The sequence below is a fragment of the Halobacteriovorax sp. HLS genome, assembly GCF_004006665.1.
Taxonomy (GTDB): domain Bacteria; phylum Bdellovibrionota; class Bacteriovoracia; order Bacteriovoracales; family Bacteriovoracaceae; genus Halobacteriovorax.
The window spans coordinates 42484-63424 of sequence record NZ_QOCL01000012.1; the positions used below are offsets into that span (position 1 = coordinate 42484).

Genomic DNA, 20941 nt, shown 5'->3' on the forward strand with positions numbered 1-20941 from the left:
ATTGATAGACTAAAATCGCACTTAAAGACTAAAAAATGATAAATTCTTCTCATTAAGAGCAAAAGAGAGCTTCTTTAGGGAAGAATGAAGTTCTTCAACTCCTCTAAGTTGCTTGAATTCAATTAGCTCTTCTAAGAATATATTTGTACTTTGAATTTGTTTAGTTAAAAAATCAATATGGGCCGCGTAGCTATCGCTCTTTGTACTAAGCTGTACTAACTTCCTTGCTAGCTCAAAGTAGTATTCGTAACTTGAGGCTATTTCAATATCTTTTAAATCTCTTTTGGAGCTATGTAAGTCACTATATAACTCAAGCATCTTCGCACTATCCCAAGAGCTGGCCGTGTCGCTATCTTTAACTATGAGAGCATTTTGAAATAAAAGCTTAGTGACTGACAGATGATCTGAAGCATGAACCTTGTTGGATATAGATTTGTAGACATTCATCTCGCCTAATTGGTTTACCATTAAAATATTGATGACTTGTTTCTTTCTCGTAGAATTGGTTACAAATAATAAGAATTTCTTATCACTCGTGTAGAATTCAATACTAGACTTGCTCGTTAGGGACACTTTATCTTTTAGAAATGAGTTGACGAAAATGAGATCTTTTACAAAAGGTCCATGCTCTATAAGTAGGGCAGGAGCTTTTTCTAAGTTCATCGATAGAGAGTTAAGCACTAGGCTTTGAATATCTGCAATAGACTCTTTACTTAGGTTTAAATCTTTTTTACTCGTAAGGGTCTTGTACAAGTGTTGATACTGGTACTTAAATACTGGGTTAATTGTAGCTAACTTAGGGAAAATCTTACTTAGTGATTGCGTCTGCTGAAGCTTAATACTAGTTGAGACAAGTTTTTCATTTAAGCTTATTATTTCTAAAGAACTTTGGTTTTCTTTTACTGAGGGTGAAGGAATCACTCTAAAGTTTTCATTCCACTTGCCTGAAAACTTTAACTTCATAGGCTTTAGGGGCCATACTTTAGTAGCACGAAACTCCTTTGGAACTTTTACATTTAGGGACTCATTTACAGTGTAGTTATCAAACTCACTAAGGTTCAAAATCACAGGACTGACAAAAGGAAGTAAAATAAATATAGGAAGAATTAGAATAAAAGAAATTATAGAAAAAATCTTCGATCTACTCGTTAGAGCAGATCCTGTTATAAATTCTTTTAAAGTTCTTTTCCCAATAACACAAGGTGCATCGAAGATTAATAGTGGCGTTGTCACAACCGAGATAAGACTTCTAAGGATTGCTTGAATCCTAGAGATAAGTACTCCACGGCTAGACTTAATTCCTACTAGAAGTTGTCCAATATTTACTCCAAAAATGAGAGAGCTTATAAGATCCAGAGCAATAAAAGTAAGAATTATAGAAAATAAACTCTCAGTAATATGATGAGAGTATGGGACTTCTTTAATTAGGGGTAAGAGCTTATTGTAAGCAGCACTAAAATGAGTTGCGACAGAGGAGTCTTTTAAAAATTCAAAGACAAGTGTGTATGTAATTGAAGCGTTAATAACGAGAGCGAAAAGCCTTAAGAAAGGACCTGGTGGAGAAACTTTTACAATTGTCGCAGCTGATTTCTTTATTTCAATTTTTCTTGGATCTTCAGAGAAGTCTCTCTTTAAAAAACGAGTTTTTAATCTCTCTATTAAAGTCGAACCCTTAACTCCTTCAAGGAATGAATGATCTTCATCATCATCTTCTTCAGATTCTTGTATTTGCTCCTCAGTCATAGAATCAAATTGAAAACTTGGATCAGTCTCGTCTTCAAAGATTGTGTCGCTTAGTTCATCTGGCGTTGGAGCCTCATCTATTGGAGCTTGCTGCTCTTCAGTGACTTTCATCTCTTCAAAAGTATCATCTATATTTTCTGGTTCAGTTTGCTCTGTTGCCGGGGCAGGTGGAGTCTGTTCTATAGAACCTTCTAAGATCTTTATCTGAACTTCACCACACTTTATAATATCTCCTATATTAAGAAGATACATCTTTCCATGATTGAGCTTTTGCTCTCCAAGATGAGTAGGGTAAGTTCCGCCTAAGTTATGCAAAGAGAGGATACCGTTGTGAACTCTAAAACTTAGATGCATTGGAGCAAGTCCATAATCTTCTATGCATAATTCACTTACATCCGTTGAGCCTAGAGAAAGCTTGTTTTCAAGTGGAATATTATGCGGAGATTGATCTGGAAAGTTAATCTCTAATTCAAAACTAAGTGGCCGAGTCAAATACTATCCTTTTTTATATTCTGTAGCTTTATTGTCTCTATTGATTGGTTTTTATGCAAGCCTAACGACCTTGATAGGAGTAAAAAACTTGGTCTTACGCGTTGCGTGGAAGTTTCTCCCATGTATTTACAATTATTCGTATTTTATTATCATATTAGTAAATAAATTTTTAATAATCACCACATTTCAAGGACGAAACCATGCTCTCAAAAAGCTTGAAAACAATAAAGTTGTTTTCTATTTTCACAGTTCTCATCATGGGAATTGCAAACACTCTTGCGACAGAGAATTATGACGTTGTTAAGCGTTTTAAACTCTTAGAAGACAAATTTAAAACAATGGATATGTTAAATGCTCCAGGGCATGATTTCTATTTAGATATTGGCGCATTAGTAAATAAAAACCTGACTGGATTTATTGATGAAGCAAAAGAAGTTGATAAGGCATCTAATGCACTTACAGCTGCTCAAGACTTTCTTAGAAAGTATGATAAGACTGAACAAAATGCGCGTCTGCGTTTCGGTTTAGGATTTCCACTTCCTTCATTTACTATTATGGGGGCTAAAATAAGACCTAGTGTAAGAACTAGAGTAGGAGTTGGTGTACTAATGGGGATTCGTTCAAAGAACTTTACTCCTGCGGACGCTCTAGAATTTCTTCCTTCTGATTTAGACCCGTCAATTAAAGCAGTCCTCGATAGCTGTAATTACTCATCAATAACTGGTGGGCAAGATTTAGTTCAATACGCAGTCACTAATTGTGGACTTGATTCTACTTTAGCTGCTCCTTACTTGAATAAGTATTACTATCCAAACGATACAACTGTTCCAGTTATCTATAATTATGTACAAGGTGAAGGTCGTGCTGGTCTTTACTTCGATTACAACTACGAAGAGAATTGGTTTGGATCTTTCAACCTTTATGGTCTAGGTAGAGCGGATTTAAAGATGATTGTATCGGATCAGACTCTTGCTGGAAAAGAAGAAATTGCTGACTTTGGTGATGATCTAAATACAACAGTTAATTTAACTACGGACTTAAAATTTGGTTATAAGAATAAGTCTCTTAGAACATTTGCTGCTATTGAGGAAATTCAACTTGCAACAATGACAGATAATGAACAAAAAGCAGGAAAAGTTCTTTACGGAGAAAGTGTTCTATTTAGACTACATGGTGAGTATATTTACACTCTTTCTAACTTTGACGTAAAAGCTTTTGGTGGTGCTCACCATAGATCAGGGTATGGACTAGGTGATGGTTACTATCTAGGAGCAGATCTAAGATTACATGTGTGGGAAGAAAGAATGAAATTAAGATTTAGAGGAATGATCGATGGAGAGCATTTTACTTTTGCTCCTATGCTTGATCTTTGGCTACTACGTCTTGAGTATGTTCTTAAGCAACCACTTTCTTCTGAGTACCAAGGTGTGAAGCCTTCTAGACTTCATGCTTTAAACTTTAGACTTGAATTTTAATTAGACTTTGTTGGGCCTAGAGACTCTAGGCCCTTCTCTTTCCTCTAGTATTTCTTTAAAAACAATAGTTTAGAATCATTTTGAAACCTTGTAATTTCTTTAATCCTTAGTGACTTTGAGTTCTAACTCTGTTAAAAATCACAGACTTAGAAATGAATTAATATTGCAAGGACAGTTATGGCCAACTTTAATGACCTATTACAACACGATGAACTTAAAGCTTATATCAAAGAACAAGGCTTTCAGTATCCTACTCCTGTTCAATTAAAGGGAATACCACTTCTTAGTGATAAGAAATCAATTTCATTACTAGGTAAAACAGGAACTGGTAAAACATTAGCCTACGCACTTCCTATTGTTCAAAATGTTAAGAATGACGAACAAAGTGGAGTTGAAACTAAGGCCGGGCACCCTAAAGCTGTTATCGTTCTTCCAACGAAAGAATTAACTTCTCAAGTGTTTCAAGTTTTTAAAGATATATCTCACTTTTCTAAACTAAGAGTTAGAAAACTCTTAGGTGGAGAGAAAGGACAAAAGAGTAAAGACCTTGGTTCTCAAAGCTTTGAAATTTTAATTACTGGTCCTGGTAGACTTGCGGCCATGCTTGAGAAAAAGGAATTATCACTTACTGATACTAAGTATCTCATCCTAGATGAAGCAGATACACTTTTAGATATGGGATTCTTTAAAGAGATCAAGAAACTGTGGAGCTTTTGTGAATGGGAAGGAACAACTGTAGGGCTTATCTCTGCTACAATGCCAAATGATTTTGATAAATTTAAAGATGAAGTTTTCGAGAAAGTAGATTTCGAAATGTTAGAAGTAGGTGGTCATGGAATTAAGCAAGATATTGAAACTTTCAATATCGATCTTAGCTTTAAAGAAAAAGAAAAAATGACTAAACTCTTCTTAGAAAAACAACCTTCAGGTAGCGGAATGATTTTCTGTAATCGAAAGGAAACTTCCGAAGAGCTACATAAGTTTTTAAAAGAGCAATTTCCAAGTAAGAGATTCTATATTTTACACGGGGAGATGGAAGCAAAAGAGCGAACAAGCTCGTTTAATAAGTTCAAAGAAAAAGGCGGTATAATGGTTTGTACCGACATCGCTGCTCGAGGTATTGATATACCAGCTCTTGGTTGGGTTCTAAACTACGATCTTCCTTTTGAGGCCGTATTCTATATTCATAGATCAGGTAGAGTAGGAAGAGGTGGTAGAAAAGGATCTGTTTATAACTTCGTAACGAGTAAGGACTTTAACCTTATTGGTCGTATTAATACATCTATTAAAGAGCAATCTCTAATAAAGCTAACGACAATCAATACTAAGCTTCAAAGAGATATGGCGAAGAAGAAAGAACAGAAAAAGCTTCCTAGTGAACCAGTCAAGAAAGTGAGAAAGAAAAGACCTCAAGTAGGTGGAAACAAGTCCCCAAGATATAAAAAGGGTAAATGATCGTTTGTTAAAAATTTAGTTTGCGATATAATGAGAGCATGAAAATTGCTCTCTTTTTTTTACTTTTAATTTTCTCATCTTGCTCCAAAGACTTGAAGTATCCAGCATCAGAAATGTGGTCCCTGGCCTATAAGAAAGATCCTTCGATTGAACTCATTTTAGTTACTGATCCTGCACGAAGAATTCTTTGTGAAAATTATAAAGTTAAAGGCTGTATCGTTGGTTCAGGAAAGAGAATTAAAGTTCGTCTCGTTGAACTTATTGCAATTGAATTTGAAAGTGAAAAAGATGCAAAAGCAGCAGCTAAAGCGTACGATCAATACTATGCAAGAAATTGGTTCTTTGATGATGTGAAGGGGGAGCCAGTACTAGAAGACTTTGTTAAATCTGTCTACGATGCTAAGAACCCTAATTAAAAAGAAATCTTTTAAATCTTTTTTCAAAGTCATTAATCTTCTCTTCCCACTCTTTATATAGATCCTCATTGTCAGAGCAGATATTATTAGCGAGAACACCTTTAAATAGCTTTATCCATCTATCAAGTTCACCAGGATTGATATTTAATTTTCTATGTAATTCAATTAAATCAAAAGGAGATTCAGTTAAGAGCTTTTCTCTTAGTAGAATCATTCTCCAGAATTTTTCTATTCTTGGTAGGTGATCTTTAAATGCTTCAATTGGTGGAGTCAGTGGATCGGCCGATTTCAACTTTTGAATTTTTCTAAATTGATATCCTATCAGCATATCTGTTGTGGCCAATTTGTAGAATTCCAATACAATTTTAGTTATTTCTTGAGTGTTTCTGTCAGGCATTTCGCGACTCTATCCTATTAAATTCGGGAGCTTAAAATAAAATAAAACTAGTGTAAAGTACTCGGTTTTATTTCCGATACATATAGTACAGCATTTATCGGAGCAAAACACTATGAAAAAAACTATTCAATCTTTGGCATTACTTGGACTCATTATTTCGAACTCAAATGCTTATAGTGAAGAAGTAGTTTCTCTTAATCAAGGTAGCTGTTGGTACCAAGAAAGAGATTCAAAAGTAAAGGTCGCATCCTTTAACTCTGGAATTAGTGTCGAGTTAAATGATGAATACTTATCAAGTTTGAATAATTTAAATTTGCCGGTAAACTTTGATGAAAAATATTCGTCTCAACTTCACTGTAGTGGTCATGGTGTAAGCCTTGTTATGCATGTGCAAGAAAAAGAGAAGAAGTACTGCTTGTGGTTTAAAATAGAAAAGAATGCATTATCTATTCAATCAATTGGTTTAACGGACTATGATTCGAATTGTGATGGTTATAAAGAAGCTGAATTGCTAGTTACTTTGAGTTCTGAAGCAGAACTTGAAGATGTAGAGAAACAAATTTCACAAAACCCTGCAGTTCAATCAATAACTAAAGCTTCTAGTAATGTACTACATGTAAAACTAACTGATGAAAGTGGTGGAAGTGAAGACGTAATTGCGCAACAACTAAAAACTCACAGAGCTATAAAGTATGTAGAGAAATCTTACTTCTATCATCCAGTAGGGGAATGGGGTGAGCTAACTTCTCTTAAGAAATAAAAAAGCCTCACAGAGTGAGGCCATAAATTATTTTCTTGAAGAAAGTTCAGACATCGTCTTTCCTAACGATTTAGACTTTCTTTGAATGAAGTTATTTTTTTCAGAAAACTCAGCTTCTTCTTTACAACCAATGCAAAGCTCAGCAGTCATTCTTGCCATTAATCTTTCAAAATTAATTTCAGCATCACAGTCTTCACAAAGACCATATGTACCTTCATTAACTTTTCCTAAGGCCTTATTAATCTTCTTTAGATAAAAGATGTCTCTATTTCTGAAACGAATTTCCTGAGAAGTTTGAACATTTACTGAAGCTTCATCAACTGGATCACTTAGTTCGTTTTTATCAAGACAGTAACTTTCGTTATTTTGAGTCTTGTTGAAAATACGTTCTTTCTCAGCTAGCAGCGCATCTTTAAGTTGCGTAATCTGTTTGTCGCTGAGGTAACTGTTTTCTCTTGTCATGAGTTTCCTCTCCTCGTTTTTTTGATCTGTAGTGTGTGTGTTATAAGTGTAGGTTAGTTTTATCTCATCAAAATCTTGAATAAAAGAATTCAAATATTTTAATTTCTTACATCTGCTAATCTACGTTTATTTAGAAGCTAATGTACTTATGACTAGGAGCACTCGTAAAACTTATTAATCTTACAATTGTTGACATGTTTACACGGTTATAGTTACTTGACGCAGTCTGTTCTAAATTCTGCTTCGCAATAAGGGCAGAAATGCCAGAATTGAAGGTCTATTTCGCTCTTGCAACTATCGCATTGAATAAGAGTTTCAAGATCGCTAAATAGTTCAGTAGAGCCTACGAAAATATCTTTTCGCATTGCTCTTATGGTGACAGGATGGGCCTTAAAGCCACCTGGAATAATAGGATCAGAAAGAAATTTTCCTGGGCTTACATTCTTATCCGGCCTTATCTGAACTTTAACTTCCTCGTGATCATCAATAAAGTGTTTTTGGTTGGCAGCATTCGTAGCTCGCATAAGTTTTTCATATGATTTTTGAGGATCAAATCTATTACTCACGTGGACTCCATCTCTTTTCTAGCATTTCTATAATTTGTTTTGATGCCTTCTTATGCTTATCAAATATTGCAAGCATTCCAGGCCTTGCATTTATTATATCATCTTTTAAAAAAATTGCTTGGCTACCGAGTTGTTCAATTGTTCTTAACGTCCACTCTAAAACCTCTGGATCTTTATGAGTGAGTAGCTCTTTTAACTTGGTGATTAAATCAAATGGAACTCGCTGTCCCAGTTTATGATTATACGAAATGATATGTTTTGAAGCAGCACTTAAATTATAGATAATAGTCTGAGGCTCATTCACTTCTAGGAAAGTTTTATAAATATTTTCAGAAAATAAGTCACTGTAGTTTTGAGTATTATCTAAAATACAAAAAACTTTATAAAGTTCTGAATAAGAGCGCTTCTCTAAAAGAGAAGTCCAATGATCGTTGATCTTTGCAAACTCTTCGGGAGAGTACTTTATTAAAGGTCGCTGTTCATTTTTAAGCTTTAAAATAATTTTTTCGAATTCTTGATCTACATACATAACTTAAAAATAGCATATGCAAGTAATTATAGTCACACCATTTTAAGTTTCAATGCCTTATCCTACGTAATTACAGATTGTTAGAAAGGGTTAATTTTTCTTTATAGCTTCTATTTTAACTTTAAGGCTACAATAAATTCTAGGGAGATTATTTGAAAAAACTTATTCTTATATTTATTTTATCCACAGCTTCCCACGCCAGTTGGGTTGGTTCTTGCTCAGTTAACAAGAAGTACATTGAACAGAAGCTAGAAGAGATTGAAGATAATTCAGGGCATAGAGATGTTTCTGCAGATGTTGATTCTCTTTATCAAACTGTGAGTTACTCCTGTAAAAAATTACCCAAGAATGTAGACTTAGTAAGTTACTTCGATGAGATAAAAAAAGATGGTTTAAAAAATCACCTTGAAACTATGATCAGTGAGGCCAAGAGAGTTAGTGACTATAGAGCTCCCACATGGGAGTTTGAAGAGCTAGAAAGAGTTTCAAAGATATTGAATATTTCTAACCCTATGACTAAGACTCAATTCAATTCCCTTGCAAGAGTGGGAAAGTCTAACTCTCTAAAGAAAAAGAAGAGTTGCACTAATATTGATAATCGAAAAGAGCCTCTTATTAAAATTGTAAATGGTAAGAAAGTTGATATACCGAGAAATCAGGACTCAATTGGTTGGTGCTATGCTTTTGCTGCGGCAGATTTAATGAGTCATAAATTAGGAAAAAAGATTTCAGCAACTGACGTTGCTAACGCATATAATGATGGGAGTCTAAGTGAGTTCTTTGGGTCCAAAGAATCAGATATGGAAGGGGGCTTTACAGCTTCGGCGGCCAATAGCGCACTAAGTAGGGGGCTTTGTTTAGAAAAAAGTCTACCAAGTGACGACTACCAGTATTCTACAAACTTTAATCTTCTAAGTGCTTATGAAAGTGTTGAGCGTCTTTATGAAACATATAAGAATCGCACTACGAAGAGAACTTCAAGAGGAATTAGGTCTCTATATGGTAGTGATTTAACTCAGGCCCAAAATCAATTTAAAGGTGATCTTGCTTGCAATAAAATATCTCACGAGGCAGGAGCTATTTTTCCAAATGTATCAGTTCAAGATATTTATAAAATTGTAAAATCATCTCGTAGTAGTAATGATTTCATTGATAAATTAGTGAAAAAAAGCTGTGAACCTAGAGTTAAGCCTGCAGTTAAACTCTCTTTTGAAGCTGATGGTGAATTTACTTTTAATAGTACTATGATTAAGACAATAGATAAGAAACTTGAAGATGGAGACATCCTAGGGCTACATTACAAAGCTGGAACACTTCGTAATCTATTAGATACGCCAAGTAATAGTAGGCATGCATCAGTCATTGTTGCAAGACGCTTTAATGAGGCTTCTGGTTCTTGTGATTACTTAATTAGAAATAGTTGGGGTAATACTAGAGGCTCAAATTATGATGAAAGAACAGATAGCAATAATGGTAATCACTGGATGCCAGAGGAGTATCTAATAAAAACCATGCACGGGATTACTTATGCAGATTAAATTCGGACTTATCGTAGCTATTCTCATTTCATCTTCTCAAGCAAAAGAGACTTGCTCAGCAGGGAAGATCAAGTTTATCAATAATCAAAAAGAAAAAATAGAAAAGCTTACTTTCTGTACTGACTCAGATAAGTATGGAGAGTTTATCTACTCGAAAGACTGTCAGGGTTTATCTTGTAACTTTTTAAAAGACCCTTATAAAAGACCTGCTAATTTAAGTAAGTATGCTAAAAGCGTAGGTTCGCCTGGTTTTAAATTATGTCGGGAGTTGAAAGGTTCTCCACAGATTATTCAATATCAAGTTAATTCTGATGAGTGGAAGCAGGACTCAAGATGCTTTTTTGGAAAGTCTAGTTTTGTTTCAATCAATGTTTTAATGACAATTTGGAAAGACTTTATTGTCTATTAAATCACATCCCAAGTATGGTCAGCGTTAAGCACCACCATGGCCTCAAACTCCTTGTATGGACTTGTTTGTCCCCACTCACTGGGTGAGATAATTGAAAGGATATAGGTGTCGTCCTTTTGCAAATAGAGATAATAAGTTTTACCAATTATTGGATCAACACTCATTTTGGCGGTATAGATCTTCTCACTGATTTCAACTCTCTTTTTTAATTTAGCTGCTTGTTCGATAAGTGGCCTCATTTGTTCCATGAGTTGGTCCATTTGATTGGCCGTTTGTTGGTGCATGGCCCTTAAGGCCCTGCTCTTAATCTTTCCTTCGTCTTCAGGACGAATAAGAGCACTACTTGCTGAAGTGGCAAATTCAACCAGACCTGGAAGGTCTGCAGAGTTGAGCTTTAACCTCTCTCTATCAACATTTCTTATATCAATTTCTTGCCCTAGGCGGTCTTTCTTATCGCTCATAAGACTAATATATAACGATTTGTCACAATTTGGAGGCCAAAAGCTTGAAAGTCGAGGATTTTCTATGTAAAGACTACATTGTTTGGCCATGAGAGCTCTCATTTCGTGATATAAAGGGCCAAATCCATAAAAGGTTAGGAATTTTGAGTAAGTATTTAATGAACTCCATTTATAGCGCAACAGAGGGTGAGGGGATCCATATTGGAACACCTCAAGTTTTCGTGCGCTTTCAAGGCTGCTCAATTGGGTGCTTAAATTGCGATTCTAAAGATACCTGGGAGTTTACTGGACAAGAACTTACAAAAGATCAGGTTCTAAGTGCAATTGAAGATGCAGGTGGTAAGAGATTTAAGCGTGTCTCTATTACAGGTGGTGATCCACTACACCCTACGCATGTTCCTAATGTTTTAGAATTAGTTAAAGAACTAAAGTCTCGTGATTACTATGTAAATATCGAGGCAGCTGGAACAAGAATTGTGACAGAGATTTTTGATGAATTAGACTTCATCAGCTTTGACTATAAAACACCATCAACCGGTGTGAAGACTAGGGCATCTCATATTTCGAAACTAAATGAGCTATATTCAGGCAAATTTCAAGTAAAGGCCGTTATTGAAAGTAGTGAAGATTTTCAAGCAACTCTAGATGCATATAATATCGTCCTTTCTACCAATGAATCGTTAAACTTCGTTTGGTGTTTAACACCATCTTATAATCTTAATGAAGAATTTCCATTAGAGAGATTTAGAAATGTGATTAAGTGGAATGAAGAAAACGGTGCTCTTTTTAGAGTCATTGGTCAGCAACATAAGTGGCTTTTTGGGCCAGATGAAAAACAAGTTTAAGCAGCTAAAGTAGGGGTATCTGTACTTACAGATTTTGCCTCTAGCATTTCCGTACCATATTTTTGAAGAGTGTGAATATCTAGTAGAGCGTAATCTAAATCATTAGCATTTTGCTCTTCTTCAGAAGTATATGTATTGCATATAACAACTAGTCTAGATCCTTGCGGAACTTTCTTTAATGCGATTTTAATAATGGACTTTACTTTTGAGAGTTGAGGCGCACAGTATACGAGATACTTCTTATCCTCTCTTTTGGCAGTAAAGTGCCAGAGGTTTGCTTTATTCTTTGAGATAATTACTTCGTGATCAAACATCTTAAATGTAGTCGTACATGTGGTAATGTATTTTTCAATTTGTTTCTTTGAAGTCACTTTGTCCTCTCAATTTTGTCGTGAGAGCATATTATATCTCACACACCTAAATATCGGATATGGACAAGATATCTTTAGTAAGATTTATTACAAAACCTCTAAGTTATTGATTTTCAGAGTTCAAATTTAGAGTGATTTTCTAAATTTGAAAGCTAGTAGTAGCCAGCCAACAATAAATGCCACTCCTCCGACTGGGACTACCATTGCAAAGGTCTTAATACCTGTAACTGCGTAGAGGTAGCAGCAACAGCTAAATAGTATAATTCCACTAAGGAAGAAGAAGAATTCTCTCGTAAGCTTGATAGAAAAGCTCTTTTCAAGAAGTGCGAGAAATACAATCCCAAGGCCATGGATGAAGTGATAATTAACTCCAGTTTTAAAAGTCGCTAATTGTTTTATACTAAGAGACTTTTCAAGAGCATGGGCCCCCATGGCGCCAAGAGATACGGCCAGAGCAAGAATAAATGCGCCAATAAATACTTTCTTTGATGAAGTTAGCTCCATTTGTGTAAATCCTTTTTTGATAGTGGATAGAGATTAAAGGTTCCCATTGCCTTAGCTATTACCCTCTTGTCATTTTCTGCAATAATTTCACCATTACAGACAACTAAAGAGTTTCCTACATAATCCAATTTTGCTGTCCCTATAAGTTTATCTCCAATAAGGGCAGGGGCTATGAAGTTAGTTTTAAACTCTACTGTTGAACAGAGTTTATCAAGAGTCACTGAGTAGCTCAACACTGTCAAACCTAAAACACTATCCATCATACCTGCAATAACAGCACCGTGACATGTTTGTGGACTACTTAGATGTCGCTCATCCACAGTCAGAGTGTAGGTCACTTCAGCTGGGCCTGTCATCGTGTATTCTAGACCCAGAGTCTTATCAAATGTAGAAATTTTTCTAAAAATAGTGTCTAGTTCTTGTGGAGTCATAACTACCTTAAAAGCTTGATAGGATTAATATTACTAAGGGCCTTTTTAATTTTTAAGTTCTTTCCATCTTTCTTTCCAAGAGCTTTAGAAAGTCCATTCTCCTTAACTCTAGACGAGCTAGAGTAGGAGAGTTTTCCATAGACCTGCTTAACTTTCGTTTCCAGGTCTTTTTGAAGGGAGATAAGTTCTTTTTTAGTGAAAGACTCCGCCTGAGTTTTTACAATACTTTCTTTATAGCCTGATGCTAGTCCACGAAAGTAGGAGTTCTTAGCGGTTTGCCCTTTTAGAGATGGATTTTTACTCTTTGTGAGTAACCATAGTCGCTCTAACTCTTTATCTAAGTATGAGCAAATATAATCTGCAAGTTCAACACTGGCCCTTGTTCCAATAACTTCAAGATAGAAGTAGCCTTTTGCGTGATTGAATACGGGCTGTACGTTGAATGTTGTGAGAATTTCATAGATGGCCTTGACTTTGGAATTAACTCTAGGGCCACTCATTATTTTTAGTAGAAATGTTTCCTCTTCAAAGGCATGTTCTAGATCTTTATGAGAAAGGTTGAACTTCAATAAGAGCTTATTGGCCATCGCAGTGGCAGCTTGAGATTCATTCTCATTTTCAGATTGTGCTAGATTAAAGAGCTTGTTTATTTTCTCTTTAAGTTTTATATTTTGATCAACTACATTTTCAAATTGTGGGAGTTTCTTCTCCAACACGATTTTAGCTGAGTAGACTTCTTCACTCCAATTAAAGCTCTTACAAACTTCACGATACTCCTTTCCATGGTCATCAACAGACCTTCCATAAATAAGAAATGTGATTAGGTGAGCGAGTTCGTGTCTAAGAACATCATCGATAAGCTTCGGGTCATTTATAAGGAGTAATCTCTTATTGAGACCAACTTGGTATAGCTTTTCGTTAAAGTATCCCAGTTGATTGTCGTGTTCGAAAACAACAAAGTTCAGAGGAACATTATAATTTTTCCACTTTAGTCTTGATCTTGAAAAAGTAAGTCTCATTTCATCTTTTAGAATTTTCTTAACTCGACTTTTACAGATGAGAAGAAATTTATGAATTGAGTCTGAGTAGATTTGCATGATAAAGAAGGTCCTCTCTAAAGAGAGGACCAATAAAACTAGTCTTTAGATTTCACTGCAGCAGAAAGAAAGTCTCTGTTCATTCTGGCAATATTACTGATTGAGATACCTTTAGGACAAGAAGCTTCACACTCTGCTTCGTTAGTGCAGTTTCCGAAACCAAGCTCATCCATCTTCGCTACCATATTTTTCACTCTTTCATCAGCTTCAAGCTTTCCTTGTGGAAGAAGTGATAATTGAGAAACTTTAGCAGAAACGAACAGCATTGCAGAAGCATTCTTACATGAAGCTACACAGGCACCACATCCAACACAAGAAGCTGCGTCCATTGCAAGCTCTGCATTTTCTTGTGGAACTAAGATAGCATTTGCATCTTGTGCGTTTCCTGTATTTACGCTTACAAAACCACCTGCTGCGATAATGTCATCAAATGCCTGACGATCTACCATAAGGTCTTTTAGAACAGGAAAAGCTCTTGCTCTAAAAGGCTCAATTACGATTGTGTCTCCATCTTTGTACTTTCTCATGTGAAGCTGACAAGTTGTCGTCTCAGCTTCTGGACCGTGTGCTTGACCATTAATCATTAGTGAACACATTCCACAAATACCCTCTCTACAGTCATGATCATATGCAACAGGATCATCACCTTGAGAGATAAGTTTTTCATTTAGTAAGTCAAGCATCTCTAAGAAAGAGGCGTCAGGAGAAATTCCTTCAATAGTATAATCCACCATTGTTCCTGATGACTTTGTATTTGATTGACGCCAAATTTTTAAATTTAATGTCATTAAGTTTTCTGAACTCATTATTTACCCCTAACTTATTTATAAGATCTTTGAGTTAAAGCAACATTTTCAAATGTCAGCTCTTCAATATTTCTAACAGGTACTTGATTATCTCCAGTGTACTCCCAAGCAGCTACGTGACAGAATTTGTCGTCAACTCTTCTTGCTTCGTTTTCTTCTGTTTGATACTCATCTCTGAAGTGACCTCCACAAGATTCATTTCTCTCGAGTGCATCTCTGGCCATTAGTTCACCTAACTCTAGGAAGTCGGCGACTCTATTAGCTTTTTCAAGCTCAATATTTACTCCATCTGCAGTACCTGTAACTTTAACGTCTTTCCAGAACTCAGCTCTTAGGGCCTGGATCTTTGTGATTGCAGTTTTTAGACCTTCTTCAGTTCTGGCCATTCCTACATTATCCCACATGATTGCACCAAGCTCTCTGTGGAATGAATCAACAGACTTAGTTCCATTAATATTAAGAAGTTTATCAAATCTCTCTTTAGAAATTTTCATTGCTTCATCAAACTCTGGAGCAGTATCTTCAACTTTTTCATTGATAAGACCTTCTCCTGCTAAGTAGTGACCTAGAGTGTAAGGGATAACAAAGTAACCATCAGCTAAGCCTTGCATAAGGGCAGAGGCCCCTAGTCTGTTAGCACCGTGATCAGAGAAGTTAGCTTCTCCTAGCGCGAAACAACCAGGAACAGTAGTCATAAGATTGTAATCTACCCATAGACCACCCATTGTGTAGTGAACTGCTGGGAAGATTCTCATAGGCACTTCATATGGATCTTCATCAGTAATTCTTTGATACATATCAAATAGGTTACCGTAACGGGCCTTAATTGTTTCTTTACCTTGTCTCTTAATCGCATCAGCAAAATCAAGGAATACTGCAACTCCTGTTGAACCAACACCTTTACCAAGGTCAGTCTGTTGTTTAGCATTTCTTGCTGCAACATCTCTAGGAACTAGGTTACCAAAAGAAGGATATTTTTCTTCTAAGTAGTAATCTCTTTCATCTTCAGGAATATCTTTTGCTTTTCTTTTATCATTTGGTTTCTTAGGTACCCAAACTCGACCATCATTTCTAAGAGACTCTGACATAAGAGTTAGTTTAGATTGAAAGTCTCCGTGCTGAGGAATACAAGTAGGGTGAATTTGCGTGTAACAAGGGTTCGCAAACATTGCACCTTTTTTATATGCTTTCCAAGCCGCTGACCCATTAGAAGCCATAGCGTTTGAAGATAGAAAGTAAGTATTTCCATATCCACCAGTACATAGAAGAACCGCATCAGCAGAGAATTTTTCATATTCACCTGTGATAACATTTCTAGTAATAATTCCTCTGGCCTTTCCGTTAACAACTACAAGCTCAACCATCTCTCTTCTTGTGTAAGATTTGATCGTTCCTTTTCCAACTTCTTTTTGCATTGCTGAGTAAGCACCAAGTAGAAGCTGTTGACCCGTTTGTCCTCTGGCATAGAATGTTCTAGAGACCTGTGCTCCACCAAATGATCTATTTGAAAGTGTTCCGCCGTATTCTCTAGCAAAAGGAACACCTTGAGCAGCACACTGATCAATAATATTGTTTGAAACTTGAGCTAGTCTGTATACGTTAGCTTCACGCGCTCTATAATCTCCACCTTTAACAGTGTCGTAGAAAAGTCTCCATACTGAGTCTCCATCATTTGGATAGTTCTTAGCAGCGTTTACACCACCTTGGGCAGCAATTGAGTGAGCTCTTCTTGGAGAATCTTGAATACAGAAAGTGCTTACTTGGTAACCTAGTTCGGCTAGAGTTGCAGCAGCAGAAGCTCCAGCAAGTCCTGTTCCAACAACGATTACACTATACTTTCTTTTATTTGAAGGGTTAACAAGTTTCATATTAAAACGGTGTTTGTCCCAGATCTCACGAATGTCACCTTGAGGTACTTTACCGTCTAGTTTCTTTATTTCAGTCATCTTAGTTTCCTCCTTGAAGGTAGCAGTAGATTGGAAGTGCAGAGTAACCAACAGTTACAATTACTGCGAAAATTTTAGATACGCATCTTAGTAGGCAAGTGTACTTTGGGTGCCAAAATCCAAAAGATTGGAATGCAGACCAAAACCCGTGACTAACATGAATGCCTAAAGCAACCATGCAGAAGACATACCAAATAACAGAAACAGGGCTTGCGAAGTAATCTACAACTGTCTTGTAGATATCTCTCATCTCAACTCCACCGTAAGTAACTACGTGAAGAGGACCAAACTTAAAGTCTATTAAATGTTTAATAAGAAAAATGAGAATAATTAAACCAGTGTATGGCATAGTTGAAGAAGCAAATGTAGCTCCTCTTCCTGTATTTTGCTTAACGAAGTACTTTTGTGGCCTAGCATTTCTATTTTCAATCGTTAGCTTAGCAGCTAGGCCAATATGAGTTAGAAAGATTGCCGCTAAAATTGCTTCTGCAAGATAAATGGCCGGATTAGTAATAAGTGCGTGCGCATACCTGTTAAATGCTTCTGGACCTACATACATTAAGCAGTTTCCGGCCAAATGTGTGAGTAGAAATCCGCATAGTAAAAGTCCTGTAAGCGCCATTACTTGTTTTTTTACGACAGAAGACGTCGCATACTTAAGCATTGATGAAGCCATAAGTTGGTTTCCCCTTTGATGAGTTGTTATCTTTATATATCAGTTTTAAAGTAACGAAATTATATACCTGTAATTACGATAAATTAAGCTCTTTTTTATAAGATGAATTCTAAGAAATGAATAGATTTAATGGGAGTTTGCAAGTTCCTCACACCCTCAAAAAATAAGGCAAAAAAGAGCCTATTATAATCGCCTTTATTAATGGGCACTTTTAACTTTTGACCATTGAAAATAGAAAGTCTTTAAGTCTTGAATAATACTGGTGCACAGTGTCCTAAGTCTAAATATTTATAATAAATTACCATTGTTAATAGTTTATAGGGAGTCCTGCGTTATTATTAGAAGGTAAAGAAAAATTATAAACCGACCGAATAGGTAGACTATGAATAAACTGAAATGCTTATATTTACTATTTCTTCTTAGCACCACTAGTAGTTTTGCTCTTTATCAAGACACTAAAGAGCTATCAGATGAAGCTCAGGCACAGCTAAGGGAGTTTAGTAAAGACAATAAGCAATTGAGTAGTGAGCAAAAAATTTCAAGGTCTGCTCAAGTCGCTAGAGAAGCACATTTATTTTGTGCTGGAAAAATAAATGGTCCAGTTGGTGAGACTATTTCAAGCCTTATGAAAGTAGGGTTACATAACTACTGTGATCAATATGAAGATGATGAGAGCTTTTGTAATTGCATTGGAGAAGTGACTTACGAAAATAAATTAAAGAAAGAGGATCTTGAAGACTTTCAAGAAAAAATTAAAAAAGAAAATTTAAAAAACCTAGGCTATACAAGTATGAAGGCCTTGGTAAATGATAGATCTCTAAGTATAAAGTACGATATTACTGTAGGACGCACGGATAACTTCGAACCTATGAAAGAAGGAATTGCTTGTTCACATCCGAAAGACTTTTATGAAAGTATCAAAGAGGATTGTAGTGAAGAGGAAATTACTCAACTAGAAAATGGTTACAATTTATATACGTCGGAATGTAAAAATTGTACTTCTTCACAATTGTTACAAAACTTACCAAATGACATGAGATCGAGCTCTTTCAACTCTGCTGAGAGATTTATTTCTCTTGGTGGACATATGGCCTCTCAACAAGCAAGTGAACTAATTGATAAAGAGTTTTTTAAAACTTCTAAACTTAAAGATCTTAGTGGAATGGTAGGAAATGGTAAGTTTTCTACTATTAATGAAGTTCAACTCAATGCGATTATAGATACCCTTGCGAAGAGGATCTTTGTTAAAAATGAAGGATATTTAAATCCTGGTTACCCTGCAAAGGTAATGAAGGAAACATTCACAAAATATGAAGAGGTTGGACTAATTGAAACATTAGATAAGTTGCACTTATTTCAAAGTGATATCTTCTACATTAATGGAAAACAGGGAAGTCTTGATGTAAGAGAAGATGTTGAAAACAGAGTTGCTGATTATATTTCATATTTTGAAAAAAAAATAAATCCTTCTCTTATATTTACTCCAAAGAAATTTAAAAGTATTGCAGATGTTAAGGCTAGCCTTAATAAAATTTTTGAAAAGCAAATGATTATTAACTTGAAAAATAGTTGTACAAGAACACAAGATACTTTCAAAAAATCTTGTAAGGCCTTGAGAGATAATGTTACCGCATTTGATTTTGGTAAGTATGCAAAGAGTGTTAGAGATAATAATTTTGGAGAAGATAAGTTTAAATTTGATCAATTATATTGTGTTGCTCAGAATAAAAACTCATCATTAATTAGTGAAAAAGTTATGGTAAAAGAGGAGGGCTGGTTTGGAAAAAAGTATGAAAAAGTTTATGCCCTCCAAAAATCTTCTAACCCTATCGATTATAGCTTCTCCGAATATTTAGATGGAAAGGATGGAAAACTCCATTCATTTGATTGGGGAATTGGCGTTGAGTCGGACTCTATTTTAGCAGCAAGCGGTGGACGTGTATCAATTGAATTGTTGCATAAAGTTTCTAGAATAAGTGGATATGATTTTGCTCAAAGCAAAGGTAAAGAGAGTAATGAAAAGTCACTTTTTAAACCTCTTTGGGATCCTCGTGCGGAAAACTTTTCTCCAGATTATTATAGTAATAATTTACGTCTTCAACCTAGCTTCAGACCAACGTCATCAGTGTATTCTCTTACACCTTCTCGCGGTCCAAAGACTAGGCCAACTAAGAATGCTCTTAGTGCAGATGATTCTCTAATCGCTGTAACTAAAACTGAAGTAGAACAAGACTTAGGCCAGCAATTTAAAGCCGAGGCCAATAAAGGCTTGTCTGACATGAAAAGTCAGGTGTCTGCTGATATCGCTAATAATACTGCGCAACTAATTGCTGTTGAAACAGAAAAATTAGAAAGTGAACATGTTGCTCCAAAAGCAATCATTGTAGAAGAGGATTCTGCTATTTCATCTCAGTTAACAAAGACTGTTATCACTCCTGAAGAAAAGGCCGAGTCAAATGTTAGTAGTAAAAGAGAGAGAGTCGAGACTAATAATATTGTTGAAAGTGAAAATTTGATTAAAACAGATGAAACAGCACCTAGTTTCTTTAATACTTTCACCGGTGGAAAAGATACAAGTCTAGAAAAGAGGTTTGAAAACTTAAAGTCTTCTCTTTCTTCTACTTTTGGAAAAAAGCCTGACGAGAAAAAAGACGATGATAAAGAAGAAAGCAAGCAAAGAGTTGTTGATGTCAATAACCCTATAGAGAATTCATTTAAACCAGAATCAAAGGGAAGTACTTCTAGTGAAGGCTCAAGTTTAGAAATAGAGAAAATGAAATTAGAGCTTGAAAAAATGAAGCTTGAACTCGCCAAGTCTGAGCAGGAAATTGAACTTAAAAAGCTTGAAGATAGTAAAGAAAAAGCGGCGCTTGCTAAGAAGGCCAATATTGAAGAATTAGTGAATAATCAGTTAAGTAAGCCTTCGACTAAGGCATCCGAAGTAACTAGGGTGGCCTCAAAATCGGGAGCAACTAATAGTGCCAACGCTAAGAAGTTAGCTACTGCTTCAAGAGCATCAACTGATCTTCCCCGATCAAATGTGGCCTCTAGTAATAGCGCTCCAAGACAAGCTTCTCAGGGGCCTAGTCAGTCATCAATATCAACTAAGGCCTCTAAAATTTCGGGAGCGAGTAAGTCCTCTATTTCACAAACTTCGGCCTCAGAAGGAAGCGGTACTTTATTGACGGCCGTCAGCGCCACTAATGAGCAGATTAGCAAAGTTATAGACTCACCAGCATCAAACTTAAAGTCAGTGAAGTCGGTGGCAGAGTTAGAGACTTATGATCAAGAAGTTTTGGCCAAGTATTATGAAAATGGAACTCAAATTGTTCTTGAGTCACAAGAGGCTAATGAAGAAGGTCTAGATACTTTAAAACTTGAAAAAGATGAGCAGACTGGGCTGATTTCTGTGGTAAAACTTGAACCGGCCAAGGTCAAAAGAGCACCTGCTTCAAAAATAGATAAACCTATTGAAAGAAAACCTAGAAAAGTGTTCTCTTATGATGAATTTAAAACAATATTAGACTCTAGTAGAGAAGAGTAGTACTATTCGAGAAATTTT

The 20941-nt window shown here is 35.8% G+C and carries 21 protein-coding genes; 8 read left to right on the forward strand and 13 right to left on the reverse strand.

Annotation, left to right across the window (positions count from 1 at the left end; genetic code table 11):
- Positions 1-21: 21 nt before the first annotated feature.
- The gene (locus DPQ89_RS12615; RefSeq protein ID WP_127717382.1) at positions 22-2235 is read right to left on the reverse strand and encodes an FHA domain-containing protein; all 2214 of its coding nucleotides are present in this window, start codon (positions 2233-2235) and stop codon (positions 22-24) included.
- Between the two features lie 200 nt (positions 2236-2435).
- Here DPQ89_RS12615 and DPQ89_RS12620 point away from each other — a divergent pair, with 200 nt between their 5' ends.
- The 3 genes from DPQ89_RS12620 to DPQ89_RS12630 all read left to right on the forward strand — a co-directional run bounded on the left by DPQ89_RS12620 (position 2436) and on the right by DPQ89_RS12630 (position 5581).
- Positions 2436-3710: a hypothetical protein gene (locus DPQ89_RS12620; RefSeq protein WP_127717383.1), complete on the forward strand. Its 1275-nt coding sequence runs from the start codon at positions 2436-2438 to the stop codon at positions 3708-3710.
- A 177-nt stretch (positions 3711-3887) separates the two neighbouring features.
- Complete coding sequence (locus DPQ89_RS12625) at positions 3888-5165, forward strand: DEAD/DEAH box helicase (RefSeq protein WP_127717384.1); 1278 nt, start codon at positions 3888-3890, stop codon at positions 5163-5165.
- 38 nt (positions 5166-5203) lie between these two features.
- Positions 5204-5581, forward strand: a complete 378-nt coding sequence (locus tag DPQ89_RS12630; protein ID WP_127717385.1) for a hypothetical protein — start codon at positions 5204-5206, stop codon at positions 5579-5581.
- Here DPQ89_RS12630 and DPQ89_RS12635 read toward each other — a convergent pair.
- Positions 5574-5978 (reverse strand): hypothetical protein, encoded by a 405-nt coding sequence (locus DPQ89_RS12635; protein WP_127717386.1) that lies wholly within the window; start codon positions 5976-5978, stop codon positions 5574-5576. The genes DPQ89_RS12630 and DPQ89_RS12635 overlap by 8 nt on opposite strands.
- A gap of 112 nt (positions 5979-6090) precedes the next feature.
- Here DPQ89_RS12635 and DPQ89_RS12640 point away from each other — a divergent pair, with 112 nt between their 5' ends.
- A complete protein-coding gene (locus tag DPQ89_RS12640) occupies positions 6091-6738 on the forward strand; it encodes a hypothetical protein (protein ID WP_127717387.1) in 648 nt (215 codons plus the stop codon).
- A gap of 27 nt (positions 6739-6765) precedes the next feature.
- Here the strand turns inward: DPQ89_RS12640 and DPQ89_RS12645 are convergent, their stop codons facing one another.
- The 3 genes from DPQ89_RS12645 to DPQ89_RS12655 form a co-directional block, all read right to left on the reverse strand.
- Complete coding sequence (locus DPQ89_RS12645) at positions 6766-7200, reverse strand: TraR/DksA family transcriptional regulator (RefSeq protein WP_127717388.1); 435 nt, start codon at positions 7198-7200, stop codon at positions 6766-6768.
- 212 nt (positions 7201-7412) lie between these two features.
- Entirely contained in the window at positions 7413-7766 is a 354-nt protein-coding gene (locus DPQ89_RS12650) for a hypothetical protein (RefSeq protein WP_127717389.1), read from the reverse strand.
- Positions 7759-8295: a hypothetical protein gene (locus DPQ89_RS12655; RefSeq protein WP_127717390.1), complete on the reverse strand. Its 537-nt coding sequence runs from the start codon at positions 8293-8295 to the stop codon at positions 7759-7761. Before DPQ89_RS12655 ends, DPQ89_RS12650 begins: the two co-directional genes overlap by 8 nt.
- 152 nt (positions 8296-8447) lie before the next feature.
- Here DPQ89_RS12655 and DPQ89_RS12660 point away from each other — a divergent pair, with 152 nt between their 5' ends.
- Together DPQ89_RS12660 and DPQ89_RS12665 are read left to right on the forward strand one after the other, a co-directional pair.
- Positions 8448-9833 carry a hypothetical protein gene (locus tag DPQ89_RS12660; RefSeq protein ID WP_127717391.1) on the forward strand — a complete coding sequence of 462 codons (1386 nt, stop codon included), beginning with the start codon at positions 8448-8450 and terminating at the stop codon, positions 9831-9833.
- Complete coding sequence (locus tag DPQ89_RS12665) at positions 9823-10242, forward strand: hypothetical protein (protein ID WP_127717392.1); 420 nt, start codon at positions 9823-9825, stop codon at positions 10240-10242. The genes DPQ89_RS12660 and DPQ89_RS12665 overlap by 11 nt, the downstream gene beginning before the upstream one ends.
- Here the strand turns inward: DPQ89_RS12665 and DPQ89_RS12670 are convergent.
- On the reverse strand, positions 10239-10703 hold the full coding sequence (locus DPQ89_RS12670) for a DUF2452 domain-containing protein (RefSeq protein WP_164848389.1): 465 nt from the start codon (positions 10701-10703) through the stop codon (positions 10239-10241). The two genes, DPQ89_RS12665 and DPQ89_RS12670, sit on opposite strands and share 4 nt — an antisense overlap.
- 143 nt (positions 10704-10846) lie before the next feature.
- Between DPQ89_RS12670 and DPQ89_RS12675 the strand changes: the two genes are divergently transcribed.
- Entirely contained in the window at positions 10847-11548 is a 702-nt protein-coding gene (locus tag DPQ89_RS12675; RefSeq protein ID WP_127717394.1) for a 7-carboxy-7-deazaguanine synthase QueE, read from the forward strand.
- On the opposite strand, the gene DPQ89_RS12680 is transcribed toward DPQ89_RS12675, so the two are convergent.
- The 7 genes from DPQ89_RS12680 to DPQ89_RS12710 all read right to left on the reverse strand — a co-directional run bounded on the left by DPQ89_RS12680 (position 11545) and on the right by DPQ89_RS12710 (position 17379).
- Entirely contained in the window at positions 11545-11919 is a 375-nt protein-coding gene (locus DPQ89_RS12680) for a hypothetical protein (RefSeq protein WP_127717395.1), read from the reverse strand. The two genes, DPQ89_RS12675 and DPQ89_RS12680, sit on opposite strands and share 4 nt — an antisense overlap.
- Positions 11920-12045: 126 nt before the next feature.
- A complete protein-coding gene (locus tag DPQ89_RS12685; RefSeq protein ID WP_127717396.1) occupies positions 12046-12423 on the reverse strand; it encodes a DUF423 domain-containing protein in 378 nt (125 codons plus the stop codon).
- A complete protein-coding gene (locus DPQ89_RS12690) occupies positions 12414-12854 on the reverse strand; it encodes a PaaI family thioesterase (protein ID WP_127717397.1) in 441 nt (146 codons plus the stop codon). The genes DPQ89_RS12685 and DPQ89_RS12690 overlap by 10 nt, the downstream gene beginning before the upstream one ends.
- 2 nt (positions 12855-12856) lie before the next feature.
- Positions 12857-13951: a SprT-like domain-containing protein gene (locus DPQ89_RS12695; RefSeq protein WP_127717398.1), complete on the reverse strand. Its 1095-nt coding sequence runs from the start codon at positions 13949-13951 to the stop codon at positions 12857-12859.
- Between the two features lie 38 nt (positions 13952-13989).
- Positions 13990-14739: a succinate dehydrogenase/fumarate reductase iron-sulfur subunit gene (locus DPQ89_RS12700; RefSeq protein WP_127717520.1), complete on the reverse strand. Its 750-nt coding sequence runs from the start codon at positions 14737-14739 to the stop codon at positions 13990-13992.
- 32 nt (positions 14740-14771) lie between these two features.
- A complete protein-coding gene (locus DPQ89_RS12705; RefSeq protein ID WP_206611170.1) occupies positions 14772-16703 on the reverse strand; it encodes a fumarate reductase/succinate dehydrogenase flavoprotein subunit in 1932 nt (643 codons plus the stop codon).
- 1 nt (position 16704) lies between these two features.
- A complete protein-coding gene (locus DPQ89_RS12710; RefSeq protein WP_127717399.1) occupies positions 16705-17379 on the reverse strand; it encodes a succinate dehydrogenase cytochrome b subunit in 675 nt (224 codons plus the stop codon).
- A gap of 382 nt (positions 17380-17761) precedes the next feature.
- Between DPQ89_RS12710 and DPQ89_RS12715 the strand changes: the two genes are divergently transcribed.
- Positions 17762-20923 carry a hypothetical protein gene (locus DPQ89_RS12715; RefSeq protein ID WP_127717400.1) on the forward strand — a complete coding sequence of 1054 codons (3162 nt, stop codon included), beginning with the start codon at positions 17762-17764 and terminating at the stop codon, positions 20921-20923.
- Positions 20924-20941 lie beyond the last annotated feature (18 nt).

What these genes read in the sequence shown, in the direction of transcription:
- DPQ89_RS12640 (WP_127717387.1), top strand. Translation starts at nt 6,091, where the DNA reads ATGAAAAAAACTATTCAATCTTTGGCATTACTTGGACTCATTATTTCG.
- DPQ89_RS12625 (WP_127717384.1), top strand. Translation starts at nt 3,888, where the DNA reads ATGGCCAACTTTAATGACCTATTACAACACGATGAACTTAAAGCTTAT.
- DPQ89_RS12695 (WP_127717398.1), bottom strand. Translation starts at nt 13,951, where the DNA reads ATGCAAATCTACTCAGACTCAATTCATAAATTTCTTCTCATCTGTAAA.
- DPQ89_RS12710 (WP_127717399.1), bottom strand. Translation starts at nt 17,379, where the DNA reads ATGGCTTCATCAATGCTTAAGTATGCGACGTCTTCTGTCGTAAAAAAA.
- DPQ89_RS12690 (WP_127717397.1), bottom strand. Translation starts at nt 12,854, where the DNA reads ATGACTCCACAAGAACTAGACACTATTTTTAGAAAAATTTCTACATTT.
- DPQ89_RS12655 (WP_127717390.1), bottom strand. Translation starts at nt 8,295, where the DNA reads ATGTATGTAGATCAAGAATTCGAAAAAATTATTTTAAAGCTTAAAAAT.
- DPQ89_RS12685 (WP_127717396.1), bottom strand. Translation starts at nt 12,423, where the DNA reads ATGGAGCTAACTTCATCAAAGAAAGTATTTATTGGCGCATTTATTCTT.
- DPQ89_RS12670 (WP_164848389.1), bottom strand. Translation starts at nt 10,703, where the DNA reads ATGAGCGATAAGAAAGACCGCCTAGGGCAAGAAATTGATATAAGAAAT.
- DPQ89_RS12715 (WP_127717400.1), top strand. Translation starts at nt 17,762, where the DNA reads ATGAATAAACTGAAATGCTTATATTTACTATTTCTTCTTAGCACCACT.
- DPQ89_RS12635 (WP_127717386.1), bottom strand. Translation starts at nt 5,978, where the DNA reads ATGCCTGACAGAAACACTCAAGAAATAACTAAAATTGTATTGGAATTC.
- DPQ89_RS12700 (WP_127717520.1), bottom strand. Translation starts at nt 14,739, where the DNA reads ATGACATTAAATTTAAAAATTTGGCGTCAATCAAATACAAAGTCATCA.
- DPQ89_RS12645 (WP_127717388.1), bottom strand. Translation starts at nt 7,200, where the DNA reads ATGACAAGAGAAAACAGTTACCTCAGCGACAAACAGATTACGCAACTT.
- DPQ89_RS12705 (WP_206611170.1), bottom strand. Translation starts at nt 16,703, where the DNA reads ATGACTGAAATAAAGAAACTAGACGGTAAAGTACCTCAAGGTGACATT.
- DPQ89_RS12665 (WP_127717392.1), top strand. Translation starts at nt 9,823, where the DNA reads ATGCAGATTAAATTCGGACTTATCGTAGCTATTCTCATTTCATCTTCT.
- DPQ89_RS12630 (WP_127717385.1), top strand. Translation starts at nt 5,204, where the DNA reads ATGAAAATTGCTCTCTTTTTTTTACTTTTAATTTTCTCATCTTGCTCC.
- DPQ89_RS12620 (WP_127717383.1), top strand. Translation starts at nt 2,436, where the DNA reads ATGCTCTCAAAAAGCTTGAAAACAATAAAGTTGTTTTCTATTTTCACA.